The following is a 22,240-nucleotide window of genomic DNA, read 5'->3' as shown; positions in this document are numbered from 1 at the left end:
CGGCCCACGCGAAGTGAGTCGCGCCTACACCTTTAGTACGGCGCCTGGATTCATGATCCCCTTTGGGTCAAGGGCAGCTTTGATCGCACGCATTGCCGACAGTTTTACCGGATCGCCATAATTCTCCAAATCATCCGTTTTCAAACGGCCTATGCCGTGCTCAGCGCTAACCGACCCACCGAATTCATGCACCAGATCATGCACCGCGCGCTTTACACTATACCGCTGGGTATCATATTCCGCGCGGTTGTGCCCCTGCGGCGGAAACACGTTATAGTGCAGATTGCCGTCGCCCAAATGTCCAAAGCAATTGATACGGAATGTCCCCAACGCATTGACCACCTCGGACCCACGCCGGATAAACGCGGGGATATCCGAAATCGGGACCGAGATATCATGGCTTGAGACCGAACCGATCAATCGGTTGGCCTCAGGGATCTGCTCACGCACCGCCCAAAGTTCCATTCGTTGCGCTTCGCTTTGAGCTATGACCGCATCATCTACTAGCCCGCGCGCTTCTGCAGCTTCGAACACCGCCATCAGCGCTTCTGACGCTGACACGCCGCCGGAAAGTCCCAACTCTACCAGCACCATCCATTCGGGCTGGTCGTCAAAGGGCTGACGGATATCGGGCAAAACCTCGGACAGGAACTGCAGGCCTTGCTTATGGATCAGCTCAAAGGTGCTGACCCCCTCGCCCACCTGATCGCGTGCCAGCGCCAGCAAATCAATGGCAGCCTCAGGCGAGGCCACGCGGAACATCGCAGTGCCAGTTTCAGCCGGCCGTGGGGACAGCTTCAACGACGCGGCTGTGATGATCCCCAGCGTACCTTCCGCTCCGATCAGGAGGTTGCGCAGATCGTACCCGGTATTATCCTTACGCAAACGGCTCAGACCGTGCCAGATCTCACCGTTCGGCAAGACGGCCTCAAGCCCCAAGCACAAATCACGCGCATTGCCGTAACGCAAAACATTAACCCCGCCCGCATTCGTCGCAAGATTGCCGCCGATCCGGCACGATCCCTGTGCAGCCAGCGCAAGGGGAAACAGCCGATCCGCCTCTTCCGCAGCGGCCTGAACATCGGCCAGAATGGCACCGGCCTCGGCGATAAGAATGTTCTCCGTCGGATAAACCGCCCGAATGGCTGACATCCGCTCCAGTGAAACAAGCAACGGGGCCGGGCCATCTGCCATCACCTGCCCGCCGACCAGCCCGGTCCCGCCGCCATAAGGCACGATGGGAACCGACGCGTCCGAGGCCAACTGAACGAGCGTCGAAACCTGTTCTACCGACCTCGGCAGGGCCAGAACGCCCACATGGCCAGCAAACCTGCGGCGCGGCTCTTCCAGATATCGGGCCTCGACGGGATGCAGAACATCGTCACCGATCGCCGCGCGGATCGACTGGGCAAAAGTATCATCGGCAGGGTTCAGTTTCATACCCTTTCCTTGCCCAAGCAGCCGTGCGCCCACAAGCCCTATTCCAGTTCAATGAGGTATTGCGGCTCAAGCACCACAACTGTCGGGCGGTCGGGCAACGTGCGCAGGGACACTGTGATCTCAGACTCCCCTTTGCGTTGAACCGGAAAATCTTCGCGGATATCGACCAGAAACCGGTCCAGTGAAAAGCTGGAAAACCAATGCATCGGAATGATGATCGAACTTTTCAGTCGCTTCAAAACCGTGATCATTTCCGGCAACGGCATCGTCGTACCGCCATCCACAGCAGCCATCACAACATCCAAACGGCCCAATGCGGCAAATTGTTCATCTGACGGCACGTGGTGCAGGTGACCCAGATGACCAATGCACAACCCTTCAACCTCAAACACAAAGATAGAGTTTCCGCGCTCTTCCACACCGCCATAAGAGGATCGGATATCGGTCGAGACATTGCGAATCAGCATCTCTCCCAAATCAAGATAGTGTTCGATCCCCTGCCCGAACTCGCCCCACCCCGGCAACACATTCGGGATGGCAGGATCTGGATGGGCGGTCCAATGGGTGCCGTGGGCGTGATTCATCGTCACCACGTCCGGGATTAGATCCGCGCTACCGATGAAACCGGTGAAGTCCGTTACCGCGTTCAACCCGCCCTGCGTCTGGATCATAAACGACGCATGAGCGATATAGCTGATCCGAACCGAGAACTCTGGCACAGGATCCTGCCAGGCTGCTTTATGAATATACTCAATCCCCGGTGCGGCATCCGCGATGGCAATGCAATGGCTCGGCCGCCGTTCCTGTGCCGAAGCCCCACCCGAGATCACCATCAATACCGCAACAACCCAGCGCATGTCCGGAGTGTAGCGCAGAACACAGGTAAGTCACGCCTGCAGATATCGCGTGAGTGAAATCACGGAATTGGCATTTTCTAGGAGCAGTTCAGAGAACGATGCACTTCCGCAGCTTGAAGGGCCGTGAAACTTTCGCCACACGTAACGCTTGAGCCAACGGATCACTCACAAAAAATGCGCGGCGCATTTTTGTGTCAATCCAGATATCCGGGCCATCCAATGCTATCGCGCTCACGGCGATGTCTTTGTCTTTCATGACCAACGGTGGCTGATAAACTTCTTGATTTTCGTAGGGTCTATCAATGTTCGGAGATTGATCTGTCAGCACTGCAGCTTTTTGATTGCCGAAGTTCAGACAATAATATTCTCCTTCAACCGGAGTGGCACGGTCATGTTGAAACAGTTTGACTGGATAGAGATTCCCGTCGCCAAGATCAAACTGTCGCACACGCGGCGGACACGGTCCATGCACCCGCAGCCATAAAGAAGTCTGGTTGCTTCTTCTCTTTTTTGTCTTTGTAATCGGCAAATACCTCCGAAGGGAAGAAATCCGCTGTAAGCGGCTCTCCTCGGACCTTTCGGGTGTTTGCGTCCGCTGTGAACTTCAGATCATTATCCCAACGATCAGAATGAAATCCTTTCAACGCCGCAGTGCCCACCATTGCATCGCTGATCCAGATCACTGGCTGTTTTGCCCGCGCCATAGACCTACCCCGCGTCCGTCTTCCCGCGCCGGTCCGAGCGCAAGCTGGCATACAGCACATGCGTCCGCCAACGCCCGTTGATCTGTAGGTACGACTGCGCCACGCCCTCGTATTTGAACCCCGAACTTTCCAGCAACCCACGTGATGGTTTGTTCTCGGGCAGGCAGGCAGCCTCTATCCTACTCAGGTCCAGTCGGGTAAAGGCGTGATGAACGATCGCACCAATGGCCTCGCGCATGTAACCCTGACGGGCAAAAGACTGGCCCGTCCAATATCCCAAGGTTCCTGCCTGCGCCGGGCCGCGACGGACATTGTCCAGCGTGATGGCCCCCAAAAGCACATCATCCGTGCGACGGAACAAAAACAGTGGGATCGCCGTCCCACCGGCCACGGAGCGCTGCGCCCAATAAACCCTGTTGGTAAAGGACTTGCGGCTTAGGTGATCCTTGGCCCAGACCGGCTCCCACGGGGTTAGGTATTCCTGTGACGCGCGCCGTAGCGCCGCCCAGTCGTTAAAGTCGGAATGCGCGGGCGGGCGCAAGCTCAGGCGCTCGGTTTCAAGTTTCAGCTTGCGTCTGCCCAACAGCATCACGCCGCACGCCTCTCCTGCAATTGCGCCAGCGTGGGTGCGCCCGAGACAGGGCCGTATAGCGCCAGCGCAGCAGGGGCCTGCACTGCCATCTGTTCGGCGAAGGCACGCACATCTTCTGTGCTGACGGCGTCGATCTTGGCCACTGCATCCTCAAGCGAGGGAACCCGGTCCCAGATCTGCACCAGACGCGCCAGACGTTCCGCCCGGTTCGACGGGCTTTCCAGCCCCATCAGCATACCGGCTTTCATCTGCGCGCGGGCGCGGGCAACCTCTTCGGCGCTCATGTCTTCGGCGGCGCGCTTCATCTCATCAATCGTTATGCTGGCCAGCTCTGCCACCTGATCTGCTGACGTTCCGGCGTAAATCGTCGTCGTGCCGGTATCGGCATAAGCTCCGGTCTGCGCAAAGATCGTGTAGCACAACCCGCGTGTTTCGCGCACTTCCTGGAACAGGCGAGAGGACATGCCTCCGCCCAGCGCAGTCGAATAAATCTGTGCGGTATAGATCGCATCGTCGCGATAGCCCGGGCTTTCCAGCGCCAGTGCGAAATGCGCCTGCTCCAGCTCTTTCTCCTGCCGCGCTTCGCCGCCAGTGAAACGGGCGGTTTCCGGGATCAGCCCCTTGCAGGGTTTAAGATGGCCAAACAACGCCTCAGCGGTTTTCATCAGCGCATCATGATCAACGGCACCTGCAGCAGACAGGATCATCTGCTCAGGCCCGTAGTGCTCGGCGACGAAACCGGAGAGATCCTCTCGGGAAAACGCGCTGACACGTTCGGTCGGACCCAGAATGGTTCGACCCAGCGGTTGATCGTGATAGCTCTGCTCTTGCAACCAGTCAAAGATCACATCGTCGGGCGTGTCATAGGCCTGACCTATTTCCTGTAGGATCACACCGCGTTCAACTTCAATCTCACGCGGGTCGAAGATCGGGTTCAGAACGATGTCACCGATGACATCCATCGCCAGCGCCACATCGTCTTTGAGAACACGCGCGTAATAAGCCGTCACCTCGCGCGACGTGTAGGCGTTGATATACCCGCCCACGTCCTCAATCGCCTCGGCGATTTGCAAAGCTGAACGGCGCTTGGTTCCCTTAAAAGCCATATGCTCCAAGAAATGCGCGATACCGTTCTGTTCAATCCGCTCGTGCCGCCCACCGGCGGTCACCCAAATGCCGATGGCCGCCGATTGCAACCCCGGCATATGTTCACTGACGATACGAAATCCGTTCTTCAGTTGGTCTTGTCTGACAGTCACTCAGCGATATGCCTTCTGATATGATCCTCGAGGGTGCCCAGATCGTTGGCGATGCGGGTCACCCGTTCCGGACGTTCATACAGATCAGACATGCGGGATGGAAGAGGCGGATGTTCGCCGCTTGCCTTCTCGACCGCTGCCGGGAATTTTGCGGGATGTGCGGTGGCCAGTGTGATCATCGGAACGTCGGTCGAGCGATGCTCTTCTGCAACCTTGATGCCCACGGCGGTATGCGGGCAAACCAGTTCTGCACTGTGGGTCAGAGTGGACTTGATTGTCGCCAGCGTCTCATCCTCAGATACACGGCCCGAGTCAAAGCTTTCGCGCAGCGCTTCCATTGCGCCCTGGCTGACGTTAAAGCCGCCGGTCTTCAATTCATCCATCAACTGCGCGACAGCGCCGCCATCTTCGCCATACGCATAGTACAGCGCGCGTTCAAAATTTGAGCTGACCTGAATATCCATCGACGGGCTGATCGAGGGGATGGTGTCGCCCTTGAAGTACCCCTCGCCCGACAGGCAACGATGCAGGATGTCGTTTTGGTTGGTGGCGACAACCAGACGGTCAATTGGCAGGCCCATACGCTTTGCAAGGTAGCCCGCGAAGATGTCACCGAAATTGCCGGTCGGCACCGTAAAACTGACTTTGCGATGTGGCGCGCCGAGGCTGACAGCAGCGGAGAAGTAGTAGACGATTTGCGCCAGAACACGGGCAAAGTTGATCGAATTCACGCCAGCCAGCTTCACGCCGTCGCGGAAGTCGAAATCGTTGAACATGTCCTTTAGCGCGGCCTGACAATCGTCAAAATCGCCGTCCACGGCCAACGCATGCACGTTGCGGTCCGCAGGTGTCGTCATCTGCCGACGCTGCACTTCCGAAACTCGGCCATGCGGGAACAGGATGAACACGTCCACGGCGTCGAGCCCCCGGAACGCTTCAATCGCAGCCGAACCGGTGTCGCCACTGGTCGCGCCAACGATGGTTACACGGTCACCACGGCGTTTCAGCGCCACCTGGAACAGCTGACCGATCAGCTGCATGGCGAAGTCTTTGAAGGCCAATGTCGGCCCGTGGAACAGCTCCAACAGGAAGTGGTTCTCGTTCAACTGCTTCAATGGCGCGCGGGCATCATGGCCAAAGCCTTCGTAGGCGCGGCCGATGATCTCTTTGAACTCACTCTCACCGAAAGATCCGCTGACATAGGGCCACATCACCCGGAACGCGATTTCCTCAAAGGGCAGTCCGGCCAGTGCTGCGATCTCATCCTGCGTCATCACCGGGATTTCAGCAGGCAGGTACAGGCCACCATCACGGGCCAGCCCGGTCAGCATCGCCTCTTCAAACGTCAGTTCGGGCGCCTGCCCGCGGGTCGAGATGTATTTCATGTCACGTCACTCTCAGAAGGGGCGCGGCTGCGCCACAGAAAATATCCGGTCATCGCGGCCCAGACCAAAGCCAGGCCAAACCATGTTATTGCATATTGCAAGTGATCGTTCGGGATGCCCGTCGTGCTGACGGGCAAAGGCGTTATTCCGGGATCGGTTTGCGAGCGGGCGATCAGCAGAACGGGTTCCGCACCCAGAGCCGCTGCCAGATGGGGCACATCACGGGCAAACCAGATGTTTGCATTGAGGTCAGGTTCAGGCGTGTAACTGTCGATCTCATCCGGCCAATGCAGGTTTCCGGTTATCTCCATCGGGCCGTTCAGACGTTCGGCTTCCTTGGCAGTCGTCGGAACAAAGCCACGATCCACCATAATCGTTCGACCTTCGGTGACAAAAGGCTGTATGATCCGGTACCCAGCCCCGACTTGCTTGACCGAGACTAGAACGTGAACTTCGTCCAGGAGCATTTCACCAGTCACAGCGACCGTCAGATACAGGTCTTCTCCTCGCGTTGGGTTTGCAGGGAGCGATGTGATGTCGCCATCAATCATGGCTCCGATCTCCGCCAGAAGAGTTTCTTTCCAAACCAAACGCTGAACCTGCCACACACCCAGCGACAGCAGCACGCCCAGACCGGCGAGGCCGAAGATCAGAAGGAACAGAGTGCGGCGCATGGTGGAGCAAAACCTCATTGCAGGAACCGGCGTCTTGTTAAGGGGCGAGCCGTGCGATTTGCAACCGCCCAATTGTATGGGGCGCAATTTTTGCGCCCGGAACAGAGAAAAAGCCGCCCCGAAAGGGCGGCTTTTGCAATTTGTTCGCCCGTCTGGCGTTACATCAGCGGCGCTTGGCCCCAGATGTATACTGCGAAGAACAGGAACAGCCAGACAACGTCGACGAAGTGCCAGTACCAGGCAGCCGCCTCAAACCCGACGTGTTTCTCAGGCGTGAAGTCACCCTTGAGCGCCCGGATTAAGCACACTGACAGGAAGATGGTACCGATAAGAACGTGGAAACCGTGAAAGCCGGTTGCCATGAAGAAGTTCGAATAGAACTGATCACCGCCGAATTTCCAGCCTTCATGCGCCAGCAGCTCATAGTATTCAAAGGCCTGCAGACCTGTGAATGCGACGCCCAGAGCGATACCGATGGCCAACCCCTGCACCAGCGCCTTTCGATCATTGCCGTGCACCAGCGCGTGGTGCGCCCAGGTGATTGCGCAGCCCGACAGCAGCAGGACCAGAGTATTGATCAGCGGCAGGTGGAACGGGTCAACCGCGTGAATGTCCGGCTGGATGTACTCGGTGCCGGCATAGTCGTACATTGGGTACATGCGATGTTTGAAGAACGACCAGAACCAGGCAAAGAAGAACATCACCTCGGACATAACGAACAGGATGAAGCCATAGCGCAGGCCGATGCGGACAACCGGTGTGTGATCGCCCTGGCGGCTTTCGACCACAACCTCGGACCACCATGCGAACATGGTGTAAAGAACGGCCACCAGACCGGCCCAGAACATCCACGAGGTAACCCCGTGCATCCACAGGACGGCTCCGAACAGCATCACAAAGCCGCCGATCGCGCCGATCAGAGGCCAGATCGACGGGGCCAGAATGTGATAATCATGGTTTTTTGCGTGTGCCATCAGCGTCCCTCACCTACAGGCGTTAGTTCGTTGTTATATCAGCCTGCGTCTCAAGGGCGGCAACGCCCTCGGGCAGGTCAATTTCGTAGAATGTATACGACAGTGTGATCGTATGAACATACTTAGCTTCAAGATCCTCGACCATTTCAGGGTCGACGAAAAAGGTGACCGGCATCTCAACACGTTCACCGGGTTGCAACACCTGCTCTTCAAAGCAGAAACAGGCGATTTTCTGGAAATACCCGCCGGCTGAATACGGAGTCACGTTATAGGACGCCTGTCCCGCGATGGGGCGGTCGGTCGGGTTGTAAGCTTCATAGAAGGCCAGTCCGGTTTCGCCGATACGCACTTCCATCTCGCGCGCGACCGGCTTGAATTCCCATGCCATGCCTTTCGCCTTCGAGGCGTCAAAGCGGATGGTCACCTTGCGATCCAGAATGTCTTCGGGTGCAGTCGCGGCCACACCAGTGGTTCCACCAAATCCGGTTACACGGCAGAACCAGTCGTAAAACGGAACAGAGGCCCACGCCAAGCTGCCCATCAGGACAACCACGCCGACTGTCTGCGCAACAGTTTTCTGAGGACCTGTCAGCGCCATCAGTTCTGTACCTCTTGCGTCGCCAAGCTGAAGTCCGTGCCCGAAACCTTAACGATCGTCAGGCCAAAGATGATCACGATGAAGGCAGCCAGCGTCAGACCTACCCCTAGGTTACGACTGAACCGGCGCTGGTGTAGTTCGTGGCTCTTGCGCAGGCTCATGACCAACCTCCTAACCCATAGGGTTTCAGCAGTGCTTCGACCAGGATAGCACCAAAATGTAGGAACAGGTACAGCAGCGACAACTTGAAGAACGCGCGTTCAACCTTGAAATTGTCGGCCTCGGAATCATCTTCGTTGCGGCGCGAAATCTGCCACGCTCCGCGCAGGAACAGCGCGTTCAACACCACCGCGACAGTCAGGTAGATCGGACCTCCAATGCCCGAGAATGCGGTTCCAACAGCCAGCATGGCCAGCAGCCCGGTATATACCAGAATGTGCCAGCGCGTCGCGCGACGACCATGTGTGACGGTCAGCATCGGAACACCCGCATCGTCGTAATCCGAGCGCATGAACAGCGCCAGCGCCCAGAAATGCGGTGGGGTCCACATGAAGGTCAGGGCAAACATCAGCCACGGCTCGATGGACATAGACCCCGTTGCGGCAACCCAGCCGATGACCGGCGGAAATGCCCCTGCCGCGCCGCCGATCACGATGTTCTGCGGCGTCGAGCGTTTCAGCCACATCGTATAGACGACAACGTAGAAAAAGATCGTGAAAGCTAGGAAAGCGCCAGCAAACCAGTTGGTTGCCAGACCCAGCATAATAACGGACAGCCCCGACAGGGCCAGCCCGATTGCCATCGCCTCACCCTCCTGGACCTTGCCAGACGGGATCGGGCGGCCTTTGGTCCGCTTCATAACGCGGTCGATATCGGCGTCCCACCACATGTTCAAAGCACCGGATGCGCCGCCGCCAATGGCAATGAACAGGATGGCGCAGAAGCCCACGAATGGATGAACAGGGACCGGTGCCGCAAGAAGGCCGACCAAAGCGGTGAACACGACCAGCGACATCACGCGCGGCTTCAGCAAGGCAAAGAAATCGCCAAAGCTGGCCTCATCCGCGTGGGATTGGGCGCTTACTGTGCTGGCATTGATGCTTGCGTCGCTCATTTCAGGTCCTTCTGGGGCGAAAGCCGCGCGGATACCGCGCAGCCTGCATTACCTTTGGCGCGAGTTTTCAGCCCGCGCGGGTCATCACTTGAATGCAACCTGATAGGCTGCGGGCTGACCTGCATACTCTTCCAGTGCGCCTTGCAGCCACTGCTCATACGCCTCTTCGCTGACCACTTTGACGGTGATCGGCATGTAAGCGTGGTCCTTGCCGCACAGTTCGGAACACTGACCGAAATAGATGCCTTCCTTTTCGGCCTCAAACCACAATTCGGCCAGACGTCCAGGAACACCGTCCTGTTTTACGCCGAAGGACGGGATGGTCCACGAATGGATCACGTCTGATGCGGTAACCTGCATCACAATGATCTTGCCAACCGGGACCACAACGGCGGTATCGGTAGCCAGCAGCCATTCGTCATCGCTGTAGCCCGCATCCGCCAGCTTGGCACGCATCGCGTCGTTCAGAACAAACGGGGTCACGTCCGCATCGGCCGGGCGTGCGCCTTCGTCCAATGTGGCCGGGTGGCCCAGCAGATAGCTGTCAAAGGCGAAATCGTGATCAACGTATTCGTAGGTCCAGTACCACTGGTTCCCAACGACTTTGATGGTGATGTCGCCTTCGGGGATTTCCTGCTGATTGAACAGAACTGGCAGCGAGAAGGCACCGATGAAGACCAGAATCAGGATCGGGCCAAGGGTCCAGGCAATCTCAACCGGGGTGTAGTGCGAGAATCGCGCCGGTTCAGGGTTGTTGCGCGAATTGTAGCGAATGATGCAGTAGATCAGCAGACCCGCAACAAACAGGCAGATCGCGGTGATGATCACCAGAATCATATCATCCAGCCGCTGAATCCCCGAGGCCAGGCTGGTCGCCGCGGGCTGGAACCCAAGGCCGCCATCAACCGGCTTACCAATAATCTCAAGCTCCTGAGCCATTGCGGGAAGGCTGGAGAGGGCTGTCATCAACCCCGAAAGCATCAAAGCATTCTTCATTTTCTGTCCTGATCGTCTGATCTTTGCTTCTCTGGCGAAAAGGTGTGAATCAGTCGCACCTCTCCCGTTGTCTTTGGCCGCGTTAAAAACCATATTCCGTCGGGTAGATAAAGCAAAATGCTTGCGTCAAACAGACGCTATTTTTGATCTGGATCAAACTCGGAAGGTCCCAACAGATGTCCAACGACCCGTTTCGCCCATTTGACAGCGCTGTTCCGCAGGACGAGGCGCTTGCGGTTTTGCAATCTGCCACCGCTGGGGCGGAAGACGGAGAGCTGTTTGTCGAGCGGCGGAAATCCGAGGCTTTGGTCTTTGATGACGGGCGCTTGAAGACAGCATCTTATGACGCATCCGAGGGGTTTGGCCTGCGGGCCGTACAGGGCGAGGTTGCCGGGTATGCGCATTCCACCGACGTCTCAATTCCGGCGCTGAAGCGGGCAGCCGAGACCGCGCGCCTGGCGGTTGGCGACGGCGGCGGCACGCTCGCCGACGGTCCCCGTCCCACCAATACCCGCCTTTATACGGACGAAGACCCGATTGAATCCGCTGATTTCCCGGTCAAGATCGAAACGCTGCGCGAGATCGACGCCTATGCCCGTGACATGGATCCCCGCGTCGTGCAGGTCAGTGCGACAATCGCCGCAGCCGTGCAAGAGGTCGAGATTTTGCGCCCGGACGGCGTACTGATGCGAGACGTGCGGCCAATGACCCGCCTCAATATCTCTGTCATCGTCGAACAGAACGGCCGTCGCGAAAGCGGCTCGGCCGGGGGTGGCGGGCGCGTCGGGCTTGACGGTTTGATCGACCCGGCAGACTGGCAGGACAAAGCACGCGAGGCATTGAGGATCGCCTTGGTCAATCTCGACGCGATCCCGGCCCCTGCCGGCGTGATGGAGGTCGCGCTTGGCCCCGGTTGGCCGGGCATCCTCTTGCACGAGGCAATCGGACACGGTTTGGAGGGGGACTTTAACCGCAAGGGAAGCTCGGCCTTTGCCGGTTTGATGGGACAGCAGATCGCATCCAAAGGCGTGACCGTCGTCGATGATGGCACGATCCCGGATCGTCGCGGGTCGATCTCCTTGGATGACGAAGGCACACCCAGTTCGCGCACGGTTCTGATCGAAGATGGCGTCCTGACCGGCTATATGCAGGATCGCCAGAACGCGCGCCTGATGGGCGTGGCCCCCACCGGAAACGGGCGGCGGCAAAGCTATGCACACAAACCCATGCCGCGGATGACGAACACGGTGATGCTGGGTGGCGACGCTGATCCGGCCTCTTTGGTGGCAGATATCAAAGACGGAATCTGGGCGGTTGGTTTCGGCGGCGGTCAGGTGGATATCACCAACGGCAAATTCGTGTTCTCCTGCACCGAGGCGTACCGCGTTGAAAACGGCAGGATCGGGGCACCGGTCAAAGGCGCGACCCTGATCGGCGACGGCCCATCGGCCCTTAAACGCATTCGGGGACTGGGCAACGACATGGCGTTGGATCCGGGCATGGGGACCTGTGGCAAAGACGGCCAGTGGGTGCCGGTCGGCGTGGGCCAGCCAACCGTTCTGATGGATGGCCTGACGGTCGGCGGATCGGCTGCGTAACCGGGAATCGCTTGGCGGGCAATCGAGAGCGCAGAGTTAACACTGTGCTTTCTGTCCGTCTGCGCATTAACATCCTGTCAGGCGACCGCGTCGAGGAAAGTGATTTTTATTTATTATATTTCAACGCGCTAGAAAGCTCTCAATAATAAAAGCCGAAAATTATCCGGATAATTTGAAGAGATTCACAAGCTGTTAACCCCGGCAATCGTAAACCAGTTCTGCAATCAGGCGGAGCATCGGATGACCGAAGAGCAGCATTCTTCCTATCACCCCACACTCCCACCCACCACGGAAGAGGATCAGTTTTCCTGGCTTCGCCTGTTGCGCTCTCGCAAGGTTGGTCCGGCGACGTTTCGTCGGCTGTTGCGGGAACATGGCTCGGCGCAGAACGCGCTGGCCGCGCTGCCGGAAATGGCACGCGCTGCCGGAATTGAAGGGTATGAAACCTGCCCGCCCGGCGTGATTGAGGCGGAACTCAAGGCCGCAAAAGCTGCGAACGCGCGCCTTTTGTGCCTTGGCTCCGCCGATTTTCCTGATGCGTTGAATGATTTATCCGACGCCCCGCCATTGCTTTGGGCGATTGGAGATACCTCCCTGCTTCAGCGTTGGTCGATTGGGATGGTCGGCGCGCGGAATTGTTCGTCCTTAGGTGCGCGGATGGCGCGGGCGCTTGCCACGGATCTCGGCAAGCAAGGCTATGTCGTTGTGTCCGGCCTGGCACGCGGTATTGATACAGCGGCCCATATGGCCGCGCTTGAAACGGGCACTGTCGCTGTGATGGCAGGCGGCGTGGATGTCGTCTATCCCACCGAAAACACTGTTTTGGCGGAAAAGATTGGCCAAACCGGATTGCGTGTCTCCGAACAGCCCATGGGCGTCACACCGCAGGCCCGACACTTCCCGCGCAGAAACAGAATTATCTCAGGTCTGGCACAAGCGGTTGTCGTCGTTGAAGCGGCAGCAAAGTCCGGCAGCCTGATTACGGCGCGGGATGCCTTGGACCAAGGGCGCGAGGTTCTGGCCGTGCCCGGCCACCCCTTCGATGCGCGGGCCGCGGGGTGCAACATGTTGATCCGGGACGGCGCGATATTGGTGCGAACCGCGGAAGACATCATTGAAGCGCTTCCGAAACAGGTAACAGCGCCTCAGGTTGAGGCCCCCGCCCCACCCATCGCAGTTGATGAACCAGCAATCACAGGTGCCGCGTTGCATAGTGCGATCTTGTCACTGTTAGGCCCCTCCCCGATTGCCGAAGATCAGTTGATCCGCGACATTGCTGCAACAGCCGGAGAAATAGGACCGGCTCTGATTGATCTGGAACTCGAAGGACAGATCCAGCGGCAGCCCGGCGGACTTCTGTCATTGTCTGCATAAATACCAACTCTGACGAGCGGTTCCTGCCCAAGCCCTTTTTGTGCACAGGCTACGTGATTGAAATAACAACATAACTTCTGTGTTCAAAGGAACGCATTGACAATTCGCCCTTGCCCTCCACATCTTGCACGATCATAGAAGGCGCCAATTCCGTCGAGCGAGGTTTTCCCTTAAATGCCTGTAGTTGTTGTAGAATCCCCTGCCAAGGCCAAAACAATCAACAAATATCTTGGCCCCGACTACACGGTGCTGGCCTCATATGGCCATGTCCGGGACCTGCCGCCCAAGGACGGATCCGTCGATACCGAGCATGAATTTGAGATGAAATGGGAGGTCGGCAACGACAGCCGCAAACATGTCAAAGCCATCGCCGATGCGCTGAAAGAAGACAACGCTCTGATTCTCGCAACTGACCCTGATCGTGAGGGTGAGGCCATCAGCTGGCACCTGCAAGAAGCCCTGACCAAGCGCCGCTCGATCAAGAAAGACACGCCCGTCAGCCGCGTGACCTTCAACGCGATCACCAAGGATGCCGTGACAGAGGCGATGCAGAACCCGCGCCAGGTCGACATGCCGTTGGTCGAGGCCTATCTGGCCCGCCGCGCGCTGGATTATCTGGTGGGTTTCAACTTGTCGCCGGTCCTATGGCGCAAACTGCCCGGCGCCAAGTCTGCCGGTCGCGTTCAGTCAGTTTGTCTACGCCTGATCGTTGAACGCGAGATGGAGATCGAGGCGTTCAAGCCAGTCGAATATTGGTCTGTGAAGGCAGTGTTCGAAACACCGCGCGGCCAGACTTACGAGGCACGCCTGGTCACGCTGGCTGGTAAGAAACTGGACAAACATGATCTGGCCAACGCCACACAGGCTGAACTGGCGGTGCAAGCCATCACAAGCCGCGCGCTGAGCGTTACTTCGGTCGAGGCCAAGCCTGCGGCGCGCAACCCTAGCGCGCCCTTCATGACCTCGACCCTGCAACAAGAGGCCAGCCGCAAGTTCGGAATGGGTGCCCGCCACGCGATGCAAGTGGCGCAGCGCCTCTACGAGGCGGGCTACATCACATATATGCGGACCGACGGCATCGACATGGCCCCCGAGGCCGTGGCGGCCACCCGCGATACCATCGCAGACCGTTACGGTGCAGAATACGTGCCGGACAGCCCGCGTATCTATAAAAACAAGGCCAAAAACGCCCAGGAAGCGCACGAATGTATCCGCCCGACGGATATGTCCCGCGATACCAAGGCCCTGAAGGTCACAGATGAAGATCAGCGCAAGCTGTATGACCTGATCTGGAAGCGTACCATTGCCTGCCAGATGGCTGCTGCGCGACTGGAGCGCACTACGGTCGAGATTGGCAGCGATGACGGCCAGATCGGCCTGCGCGCCACCGGTCAGGTTGTTCTGTTCGACGGGTTCATGCGCGTTTATGAAGAAGGCCGCGACGACGTGGCCGATGATGATGAAAAGCGCCTGCCGCAAATCATGCAGGGCGATCCAGCTCGGTTTGCCAAAACATCCCTGCGCGATCAGTTCACCAAAGCAACCAGCGAGGGCACTGAAAAGGCCGCGAAAGAGGCCATTCTATCCGAGAACGAATCTGTACTGGCCCTGCAGCACCACACTCAACCGCCGCCGCGCTACACCGAAGCTACGCTGGTCAAGCGGATGGAAGAGCTTGGGATCGGGCGACCGTCGACCTATGCCTCGATCGTGACTACGATTCAGGACCGGGAATATGTGCGCAAGGACAAGAACCGGCTGATCCCCGAGGAAAAAGGCCGGATCGTTACGATCTTCCTGCTGAACTTCTTCCGGCAGTACGTGGGGTATGAGTTCACCGCCAATCTGGAAGAACAATTGGACGACGTCAGCGCCGGTGGGCGTGACTACAAGGAGTTGCTGAGCAAGTTCTGGCGCGATTTCTCGGCTGCTATCGGCGAGACGTCCGAATTGCGGATCTCCGAGGTTCTGGACAAACTCGACGAAGCCCTGGCGCCGCAGCTTTATCCGCCGCGTGAAGACGGCTCGGACCCTCGTGTCTGTCCGAAATGTGGAATGGGTCAGTTGCACCTGAAGACGTCGCGCACCGGCGGGTTCGTTGGGTGTGGAAACTATCCTGAATGCACCTATACCCGCCCCATCGCCGGCGAAGGCGCTGAAGGCGAGGAACGTCTTCTGGGCGAAGATGCAGGGGATGAAATCTGGCTGAAATCCGGCCGCTTTGGCCCCTATGTTCAGCGCGGCGAACCGACGCCCGAGAACAAGAAACCACCGCGCGCCTCACTGCCGCGTGGCTGGAGCAAGGATGACATGGATCTGGACAAGGCGCTGACGCTGTTGTCCCTGCCCCGCCAGATTGGCGAACACCCAGAGGGTGGCATGATCAGCTCGAACTTTGGGCGGTTTGGTCCCTATCTGATGCATCAGTTGGCGGATGAGGCCAAGCCGGTCTACGCAAACCTCAAAGACCCCAACGACGTGTTTGAAATCGGCATGAACCGCGCTGTCGAGTTGCTGGCTGAAAAGCGCGCCAACCCCGGGCGGGGCCGTCGCGCAGCGGCAAAAGCGTTGAAGGAATTAGGCGAGCATCCCGATGGCGGCGCGATGCAGGTGCTGGATGGGCGCTATGGGCCATACGTGAAATGGGAAAAGGTCAACGCGACCATTCCCAAAGACATCAAGCCCGAGGACGTGACACAGGAAATGGCCATCGAACTGGTCAACGAACGCGCAGCCAAAAAGGGCACCAAGAAAAAAGCGGCCCCCAAGAAGAAAGCTGCGGCCAAAAAAACAACCAAAAAGGCCGCCACCTGACAGGGGGTTAGGTAGAAATACCACCCACCCCTTGGTTTCATTGACTTCCCCGTGACGTGGCGGCACAACCTGCGCCATCACCATGTCATTGGGGGAGTTTTCCATGAAGAAAGTCTATGCCAATGCCACCGAAGCACTCGATGGAGTGATTTCGGACGGCATGATGATCGCGGCGGGCGGTTTCGGCCTGTGCGGTATTCCCGAATTGCTGCTTGAGGCGATCAAGAACTCGGGCGCTCAAGATCTGACGTTTGCTTCGAACAACGCCGGCGTTGACGATTTCGGCATCGGCATCCTGTTGCAGACCAAGCAGGTCAAAAAGATGATCAGCTCTTACGTCGGTGAAAACGCCGAGTTCATGCGCCAATACCTGGCCGGAGAGCTGGAGCTGGAATTCAACCCGCAAGGAACCCTGGCCGAGCGCATGCGCGCCGGTGGCGCAGGCATCCCGGGGTTCTATACCAAGACCGGTGTGGGCACCGTGATTGCCGATGGTAAAGAGCACAAAGACTTCAATGGCGAGACTTACATCTTGGAAGAAGGCATCTTTGCCGATCTGGCCATTGTCAAAGCCTGGAAGGCCGATGACACCGGCAACCTGATCTTCCGCAAGACCGCGCGCAACTTTAACGTACCTGCTGCGACCTGTGGTAAGATCTGCATCGCCGAGGTCGAGGAAGTCGTGCCGCGTGGTTCGCTGGACCCCGATATGATCCACCTGCCCGGCATCTACGTGCATCGCATCATTCAGGGTCAGCACGAAAAGCGCATCGAACAACGCACCACCCGTAAGAAGGAGGAAGCATAATGCCCTGGGATCGCAATCAGATGGCCGCACGTGCGGCGCAAGAGCTGGAAGACGGCATGTATGTAAACCTTGGCATCGGTATTCCGACGCTGGTGGCAAACTATGTTGGTGACAAGGACATCACCCTCCAATCCGAGAACGGAATGCTGGGTATGGGCCCCTTCCCCTTTGAAGGCGAAGAAGACCCGGATCTGATCAACGCTGGCAAGCAGACGATCACGGAACTGTCCCGCACCGCCTATTTCGACAGTGCCACATCGTTTGCTATGATCCGCGGCGGTAAGATTGCGGCCGCCGTTCTGGGCGCGATGGAGGTCGATGAAGAAGGCGATCTGGCCAACTGGATGATTCCGGGCGTGCTGGTTAAAGGCATGGGCGGCGCGATGGACCTGGTTGCAGGTGTTCGTCGCGTGATCGTCGTGATGGATCACACCAACAAGCACGGCAAGTCCAAGCTGCTGAAGAAGTGCACCCTGCCATTGACCGGCAAGAAGGTGGTAAACCGCATTATCACCAACCTTGGCGTTCTGGACGTGGTTGATGGCGGCTTGAAGATCATCGAGATCGCCGAAGGCGTGACCGAAGATGAAATCCGCGCCGCGACCGAGGCCAACATCGTCAACTGATTCACACCAATGAAAAGGCCCACCAAATTCAGGTGGGCCGTTTTCAGTTCAGCGATTGGAATACACACCCATCCGTAATCAGCTGGGGCGGTGTCGAACACAACGCCCGCGCCACCTGAAACGCTGCAAGAACCTTGGGTACGTAATCACGGGTCTCTGCGTAAGGCGGGACGCCCTCGTGCTTACGTACGGCCCCTTCCCCTGCGTTATACCCCGCAAGGACGAGGATCGGGTCGTTACCGAATTCTTCCATCAGCCAGTTCAGGTACTTCACACCGCCCGCAATGTTTTGCGATGGCTGGGTACTGTCCTGAACCCCAAACCGTTTGGCGGTTGCGGGCATCAGCTGCATCAATCCTTGTGCCCCGGCCGAGCTTACAGCGTCAGTGCGCCCAGCGGACTCAACGGAAATGACCGCCAGAACCAATGCCGGTGAGACATTTGTTCCAACGGTCGAGCGCAGAATATCCACGCGGCGCTGTTGGGCGATGTTTTGCAGGGTCTGTAAACGGGGTGCCGCGACATTGATCGCAGCCAGCGCATTCATGGCATCGTGCAATCGTCCGGACCCGGCCTCGGCCAAGGACGGCGACACCCTTTCCCAGAAAGCCTTGTACGAACCAACCGGTTTTTTGCCCGCACCGGGAAGAGTTGGCGGTACGACACGCGTGCGCGCGATGATTTCAGGTTCGACCAATTCTACGCCCGTACTAGGGGCAGACGGGGTCTTCGCATGCTCATCGGGCGTGATCTGGACCGTGACGCGCGGTCGTGTGCCGGGCTTTGGGGCCTTGACCCGTTTGTAAACGCCTCTTGGCTCAACCTCGTTCGCCACGACTGGCACTGGGCCAGACAGCATCAACGCCGCCAAACCGGCGCAAGTCATTGCGAGCCGGAGATTCATTTGCCTGCCTCATGTTTTTCTTTTGGTTGATTTGAACCTCGAATCTGCCCGTAAAGCCAGAAAAACAACGTGAAATGGGGCAAATTCGCCTCATTTGCCGCAAATTTGCATCTGGCCGTCTAGACAACCTTTGCGTAGTGAAGTTTTTTTTTGTTTTTTTTCAATTACTTACCAAAATAACTACCAAAAAGTTAAACTTCATCAAAAAAAAATGGTGTTTGGCCCAATTCCTGCCACGCATAGCGGTCAATCATAGTGCCATACCGAGACGATCGGGAGCGGACTGAGAGAGGAAGCTCTGATAGACGCCGAGGTTTAATAGACTTTTTTAGATCCTTTAGGAGGGACGTAACATGATCAAGTTCATCAAGAACTTCCGCAAAGACGAAGACGGCGCCGTAACAGTAGACTGGGTCGTTCTGACCGCAGCAATCGTTGGCCTGGCATCGGTCGCCTATACCCAAATCGGTACCGGCACTCAGGCTGTTTCGAACAAAGTAGGTGCGACTCTGTCCGACGCGGCGACCAAAACCGCTTCATCGATCCCTGTCACTCCGCCGACCACGCCTTAATCTAAGCGCTTAGTCTTTGTGACTATTTTTCTCGGGGCTGGGTTGTTTGACTCGGCCCCGTAATTTTTCATGGCCCAGCATTGGAAACGATATGTTCAAAAGAACGATCCTATTCTGCAAACGTGAAGACGGGGCCGTGACGGTTGACTGGGTGGTTTTGACAGCCGCAATCGTGGGAATTGCCGCCGGTGTTTTCGTTGTTTTTCATCAACCAGTCCGAGACCTGGATGCCAGATCAGGTGCAGCCCTGAGTGGGATCGATGTCGCTGACGAAATTTCCGTGCGTTTCGACGCACCGGATTCGTGAACTCGCAATTGCTTAAATGTCCAAAAAAATTATTGGACGCGAAAATTTTCAAATATTGTCCCCCTTTTCGACACAATCTCCCTTTAGATCAGTGTTGATCTTCGTCGTAAATCTTTGACGAACTAACCAAATCGAATAACTAAGAGGGGACGCGAATGCGGCTAGTATTTGGACTTGTCCTGATTGTTGGGGTCGCTTTGGCCGGTGGGGCCGTCTACTTGGCAAGGGACTACATCAGTCAAACCCAAGCGGAACTTGAACGGGAAAGATTGGCGACTCAAAACGCGCTCGCAAATGTTAAGACCATTCCAACAGTCCCTGTCACGGTCGTTAACCGGGCCATGAAGTATGGGGAGCGTCTTGCGCCGGAAGATGTACGCATCGTGCAGTGGCCTGAGGACGCGATTCCCGAAGGGACTTTTTCGGATATGGCCGTTTTGTTTCCCACGGATGGGAGGGGCGAGCGGTTTATCCTTCGTACAATCGAAAAAGACGAAGCCCTTTTGGAAGTCAAAGTTACCCAACCCGGTGAGTCGGCCGGCCTTACGTCTCGTCTTGAGAAAGGCATGCGCGCCTTCGCAATCAGTGTAGATGTTGCATCTGGTGTATCTGGCTTTTTGCGCCCAGGCGATAACGTCGACGTTTACTGGACCGGATCCCTAAGAGGTACTGGCGGCGAGGGAGAGATCACACGTCTAATCCAGACCAACATCGAACTTATCGCAATTGATCAGACCGCAGGATCGGACGTGACCGGCACAACTATTGCCAGGACGGTTACTGTCGCTATTACCCCGGAACAGGTCGCCGCTCTCGCCCAGGCACAGAACACCGGGCGGTTGTCACTGGCGCTGGTCGGTGCACAAGATGAGACTATTGCGACTGCGATTGAAGTGGACCAAAGAAAACTCCTGGGAATCGAAGAAGCAGCGCCCGCACCCGTCAAAGTCGAGAAACAGATTTGCACGGTTAAGGCGCGTCGTGGCGGCGAAATCGTCGATACCGGAATAATAACGCCCTGCACAAACTAGCGCGAAATCAAAACGTTAAAGCCACAAGCCGCGCCATCAGCGCGGCTTGTTTCGTTTCGAATGTTGCGCATTACCCACATAAGGAAAATTCCAGAAACCATTGATTATTGCAATAAAATCGTAATTCGCGCAGTGTTACCGCACATAAGGCATTAGACCTAAAACGAGGCGTGATCGGAGAGGCAGGTCACATGAAAATAAAATCTTGGTTCAACGCAACCCTTCTGGGGTTGGCGTTAGTTATCAGTTCGGCCAGCACTGCTGTCCAGGCTGAAACACTTCGCGTGGTTAAGAACGGTACGGCGGAAACGCTGGACGTTCCGATGAACCGCGCAATCGTCGTTGAAAGCGAAACACCTTTTGCGGAACTCAGCATTGCCAACGCAGGCATCGCTGACATTTCGTCGCTTTCTGATCGTACCATCTATGTTTTGGGTAAGGCACCTGGCCTGACCACGCTGACTTTGTTCGATGGGGCTGGCAACCTGCTGGCCAATGTTCGGGTCCGTGTTTCGCCGGATGTGTCTGAATTCAAAGAGAGATTGCGGCAGATTCTACCGGGTGAGCCAATCGAAGTGCGCACTGCCAACGACGGCATCGTTCTTTCTGGCACGATTTCCAGCTCGGCCAAATTGGCCCGTGCTCTGGAGCTTGCAGAACGTTACGCGCCCGAGCGGGTTTCGAACCTGATGTCCGTTGGCGGCGTTCAACAGGTTATGCTGAAAGTTCGCTTTGCCGAAATGAATCGGTCGGTTGCGAAAAGTCTGACTGCATCGTTGGGCTTTGGCGGCGGTGACGCTACGGGCGGCTTCAACACCCTGAACAGTGCAGGCGCTTTGGCGAACGCCCTCGCCGACAGAATTCCCTTCCAGCAGACAAATACAGGTGCCATCCTGTTTGGCTTTGGTGCCGGTTCAACGCAGGTACGCTTGTTGTTGGAGGCGCTCGAAACCAAAGGGCTCGCCCGTACTCTTGCAGAGCCCAACCTGTCAGCCCTGTCAGGTCAGGAAGCTGAATTCCTGGCGGGTGGCCAAGTCCCGATTCCTGTTCCTGCGGATGACGGCAACATTGCAATCGAATATCGGAACTTCGGTGTGCAGGTTCTCTTTACCCCTCGCGTGGTGGATGGTGATCTGATTAACCTTGAGTTAGGAACATCGGTCTCAACTATTGACCCGAACTCCAACTTCTCAATTGCAGGCAACAACGTGCCTACCTTTATCTCACGTCAAACAAAGACGACAGTTGAATTGCGAGACGGAGAGAGCTTTGCGATTGCAGGGTTGATTCAGGACAACTTCGCAGACCTGAACAGCCAAATCCCATGGGTCGGCGACATTCCTGTACTGGGTTCTTTGTTCCGCAGCGCGGAATACCAGCGTCAGCAATCTGAACTGGTTATCATCGTCACAGCCCATCTGGTATCACCCACCCGTGGTGAAGCCCTGGCCCTGCCGACAGACCGCGTCAAACCGCCTAGCGAGTTTGACCTGTTCTTGAACGGAAGAACGGCGCGAACCACACGCGTTGGTTCGGGTGCTGCGTCTGAAGTCGCCAAACAGGACTTTGGCAGCTCATACGGCTACATCCTGGAATGATTGAGAGGATAGGAC

Annotated in this window: 23 protein-coding genes; 9 read left to right on the top strand and 14 right to left on the bottom strand. The window is 57.2% G+C overall.

Annotation, left to right across the window (positions count from 1 at the left end):
- Window positions 1-24: 24 nt before the first annotated feature.
- The 13 genes from AC2FI9_RS12980 to coxB all read right to left on the bottom strand — a co-directional run bounded on the left by AC2FI9_RS12980 (window position 25) and on the right by coxB (window position 10,593).
- Window positions 25-1,440 (bottom strand): FAD-binding oxidoreductase, encoded by a 1,416-nt coding sequence (locus tag AC2FI9_RS12980; protein ID WP_496768142.1) that lies wholly within the window; start codon window positions 1,438-1,440, stop codon window positions 25-27.
- Between the two features lie 38 nt (window positions 1,441-1,478).
- The gene (locus tag AC2FI9_RS12975; protein WP_496768140.1) at window positions 1,479-2,297 is read right to left on the bottom strand and encodes an MBL fold metallo-hydrolase; all 819 of its coding nucleotides are present in this window, start codon (window positions 2,295-2,297) and stop codon (window positions 1,479-1,481) included.
- An 88-nt stretch (window positions 2,298-2,385) separates the two neighbouring features.
- Complete coding sequence (locus tag AC2FI9_RS12970) at window positions 2,386-2,745, bottom strand: hypothetical protein (protein ID WP_496768138.1); 360 nt, start codon at window positions 2,743-2,745, stop codon at window positions 2,386-2,388.
- The gene (locus tag AC2FI9_RS12965) at window positions 2,732-3,001 is read right to left on the bottom strand and encodes a hypothetical protein (protein WP_496768134.1); all 270 of its coding nucleotides are present in this window, start codon (window positions 2,999-3,001) and stop codon (window positions 2,732-2,734) included. The genes AC2FI9_RS12970 and AC2FI9_RS12965 overlap by 14 nt, the downstream gene beginning before the upstream one ends.
- A 4-nt stretch (window positions 3,002-3,005) precedes the next feature.
- Complete coding sequence (locus AC2FI9_RS12960; protein WP_496768133.1) at window positions 3,006-3,590, bottom strand: GNAT family N-acetyltransferase; 585 nt, start codon at window positions 3,588-3,590, stop codon at window positions 3,006-3,008.
- Window positions 3,590-4,852, bottom strand: coding sequence for a M16 family metallopeptidase (locus tag AC2FI9_RS12955; RefSeq protein ID WP_113790541.1), 1,263 nt, complete (start codon window positions 4,850-4,852; stop codon window positions 3,590-3,592). Before AC2FI9_RS12955 ends, AC2FI9_RS12960 begins: the two co-directional genes overlap by 1 nt.
- A complete protein-coding gene (gene thrC, locus AC2FI9_RS12950) occupies window positions 4,849-6,237 on the bottom strand; it encodes a threonine synthase (RefSeq protein WP_496699808.1) in 1,389 nt (462 codons plus the stop codon). Before thrC ends, AC2FI9_RS12955 begins: the two co-directional genes overlap by 4 nt.
- A complete protein-coding gene (locus tag AC2FI9_RS12945; protein ID WP_496725992.1) occupies window positions 6,234-6,911 on the bottom strand; it encodes an SURF1 family protein in 678 nt (225 codons plus the stop codon). The genes thrC and AC2FI9_RS12945 overlap by 4 nt, the downstream gene beginning before the upstream one ends.
- Window positions 6,912-7,069: 158 nt before the next feature.
- A complete protein-coding gene (locus tag AC2FI9_RS12940; RefSeq protein ID WP_058272267.1) occupies window positions 7,070-7,885 on the bottom strand; it encodes a cytochrome c oxidase subunit 3 in 816 nt (271 codons plus the stop codon).
- A gap of 22 nt (window positions 7,886-7,907) precedes the next feature.
- Window positions 7,908-8,483, bottom strand: coding sequence for a cytochrome c oxidase assembly protein (locus AC2FI9_RS12935; protein WP_496707186.1), 576 nt, complete (start codon window positions 8,481-8,483; stop codon window positions 7,908-7,910).
- A complete protein-coding gene (locus AC2FI9_RS12930; protein WP_239336011.1) occupies window positions 8,483-8,644 on the bottom strand; it encodes a cytochrome c oxidase system small membrane protein in 162 nt (53 codons plus the stop codon). Before AC2FI9_RS12930 ends, AC2FI9_RS12935 begins: the two co-directional genes overlap by 1 nt.
- On the bottom strand, window positions 8,641-9,597 hold the full coding sequence (gene cyoE, locus AC2FI9_RS12925; RefSeq protein WP_058272269.1) for a heme o synthase: 957 nt from the start codon (window positions 9,595-9,597) through the stop codon (window positions 8,641-8,643). The genes AC2FI9_RS12930 and cyoE overlap by 4 nt, the downstream gene beginning before the upstream one ends.
- An 84-nt stretch (window positions 9,598-9,681) precedes the next feature.
- Entirely contained in the window at window positions 9,682-10,593 is a 912-nt protein-coding gene (gene coxB / locus AC2FI9_RS12920; RefSeq protein WP_496768129.1) for a cytochrome c oxidase subunit II, read from the bottom strand.
- Between the two features lie 176 nt (window positions 10,594-10,769).
- Between coxB and tldD the strand changes: the two genes are divergently transcribed.
- The 5 genes from tldD (at window position 10,770) to AC2FI9_RS12895 (ending at window position 17,813) form a co-directional block, all read left to right on the top strand.
- Window positions 10,770-12,191: a metalloprotease TldD gene (tldD, locus tag AC2FI9_RS12915; RefSeq protein WP_496768127.1), complete on the top strand. Its 1,422-nt coding sequence runs from the start codon at window positions 10,770-10,772 to the stop codon at window positions 12,189-12,191.
- A gap of 240 nt (window positions 12,192-12,431) precedes the next feature.
- The gene (gene dprA / locus AC2FI9_RS12910) at window positions 12,432-13,565 is read left to right on the top strand and encodes a DNA-processing protein DprA (protein WP_496768125.1); all 1,134 of its coding nucleotides are present in this window, start codon (window positions 12,432-12,434) and stop codon (window positions 13,563-13,565) included.
- Between the two features lie 174 nt (window positions 13,566-13,739).
- On the top strand, window positions 13,740-16,379 hold the full coding sequence (gene topA, locus AC2FI9_RS12905) for a type I DNA topoisomerase (RefSeq protein ID WP_496768124.1): 2,640 nt from the start codon (window positions 13,740-13,742) through the stop codon (window positions 16,377-16,379).
- A 103-nt stretch (window positions 16,380-16,482) separates the two neighbouring features.
- On the top strand, window positions 16,483-17,187 hold the full coding sequence (locus AC2FI9_RS12900; protein WP_496768122.1) for a CoA transferase subunit A: 705 nt from the start codon (window positions 16,483-16,485) through the stop codon (window positions 17,185-17,187).
- Window positions 17,187-17,813, top strand: a complete 627-nt coding sequence (locus AC2FI9_RS12895; RefSeq protein WP_058276937.1) for a CoA transferase subunit B — start codon at window positions 17,187-17,189, stop codon at window positions 17,811-17,813. The genes AC2FI9_RS12900 and AC2FI9_RS12895 overlap by 1 nt, the downstream gene beginning before the upstream one ends.
- Window positions 17,814-17,856: 43 nt before the next feature.
- Here the strand turns inward: AC2FI9_RS12895 and AC2FI9_RS12890 are convergent, their stop codons facing one another.
- The gene (locus AC2FI9_RS12890; RefSeq protein WP_496736731.1) at window positions 17,857-18,717 is read right to left on the bottom strand and encodes a lytic transglycosylase domain-containing protein; all 861 of its coding nucleotides are present in this window, start codon (window positions 18,715-18,717) and stop codon (window positions 17,857-17,859) included.
- 353 nt (window positions 18,718-19,070) lie between these two features.
- On the opposite strand from AC2FI9_RS12890, the gene AC2FI9_RS12885 reads away from it, so the two are divergent.
- The 4 genes from AC2FI9_RS12885 (at window position 19,071) to AC2FI9_RS12870 (ending at window position 22,225) form a co-directional block, all read left to right on the top strand.
- Window positions 19,071-19,289, top strand: coding sequence for a Flp family type IVb pilin (locus AC2FI9_RS12885; RefSeq protein WP_496725986.1), 219 nt, complete (start codon window positions 19,071-19,073; stop codon window positions 19,287-19,289).
- 91 nt (window positions 19,290-19,380) lie between these two features.
- Window positions 19,381-19,596: a hypothetical protein gene (locus AC2FI9_RS12880; RefSeq protein ID WP_496725985.1), complete on the top strand. Its 216-nt coding sequence runs from the start codon at window positions 19,381-19,383 to the stop codon at window positions 19,594-19,596.
- A 155-nt stretch (window positions 19,597-19,751) separates the two neighbouring features.
- A complete protein-coding gene (gene cpaB, locus AC2FI9_RS12875) occupies window positions 19,752-20,627 on the top strand; it encodes a Flp pilus assembly protein CpaB (RefSeq protein ID WP_496725984.1) in 876 nt (291 codons plus the stop codon).
- Window positions 20,628-20,818: 191 nt separating this feature from the next.
- Window positions 20,819-22,225, top strand: coding sequence for a type II and III secretion system protein family protein (locus tag AC2FI9_RS12870; protein ID WP_496725983.1), 1,407 nt, complete (start codon window positions 20,819-20,821; stop codon window positions 22,223-22,225).
- Window positions 22,226-22,240 lie beyond the last annotated feature (15 nt).

The organism is Ruegeria sp. CDSA246 (assembly GCF_059611225.1).
This window is presented reverse-complemented; position numbering and strand designations above follow the sequence as displayed.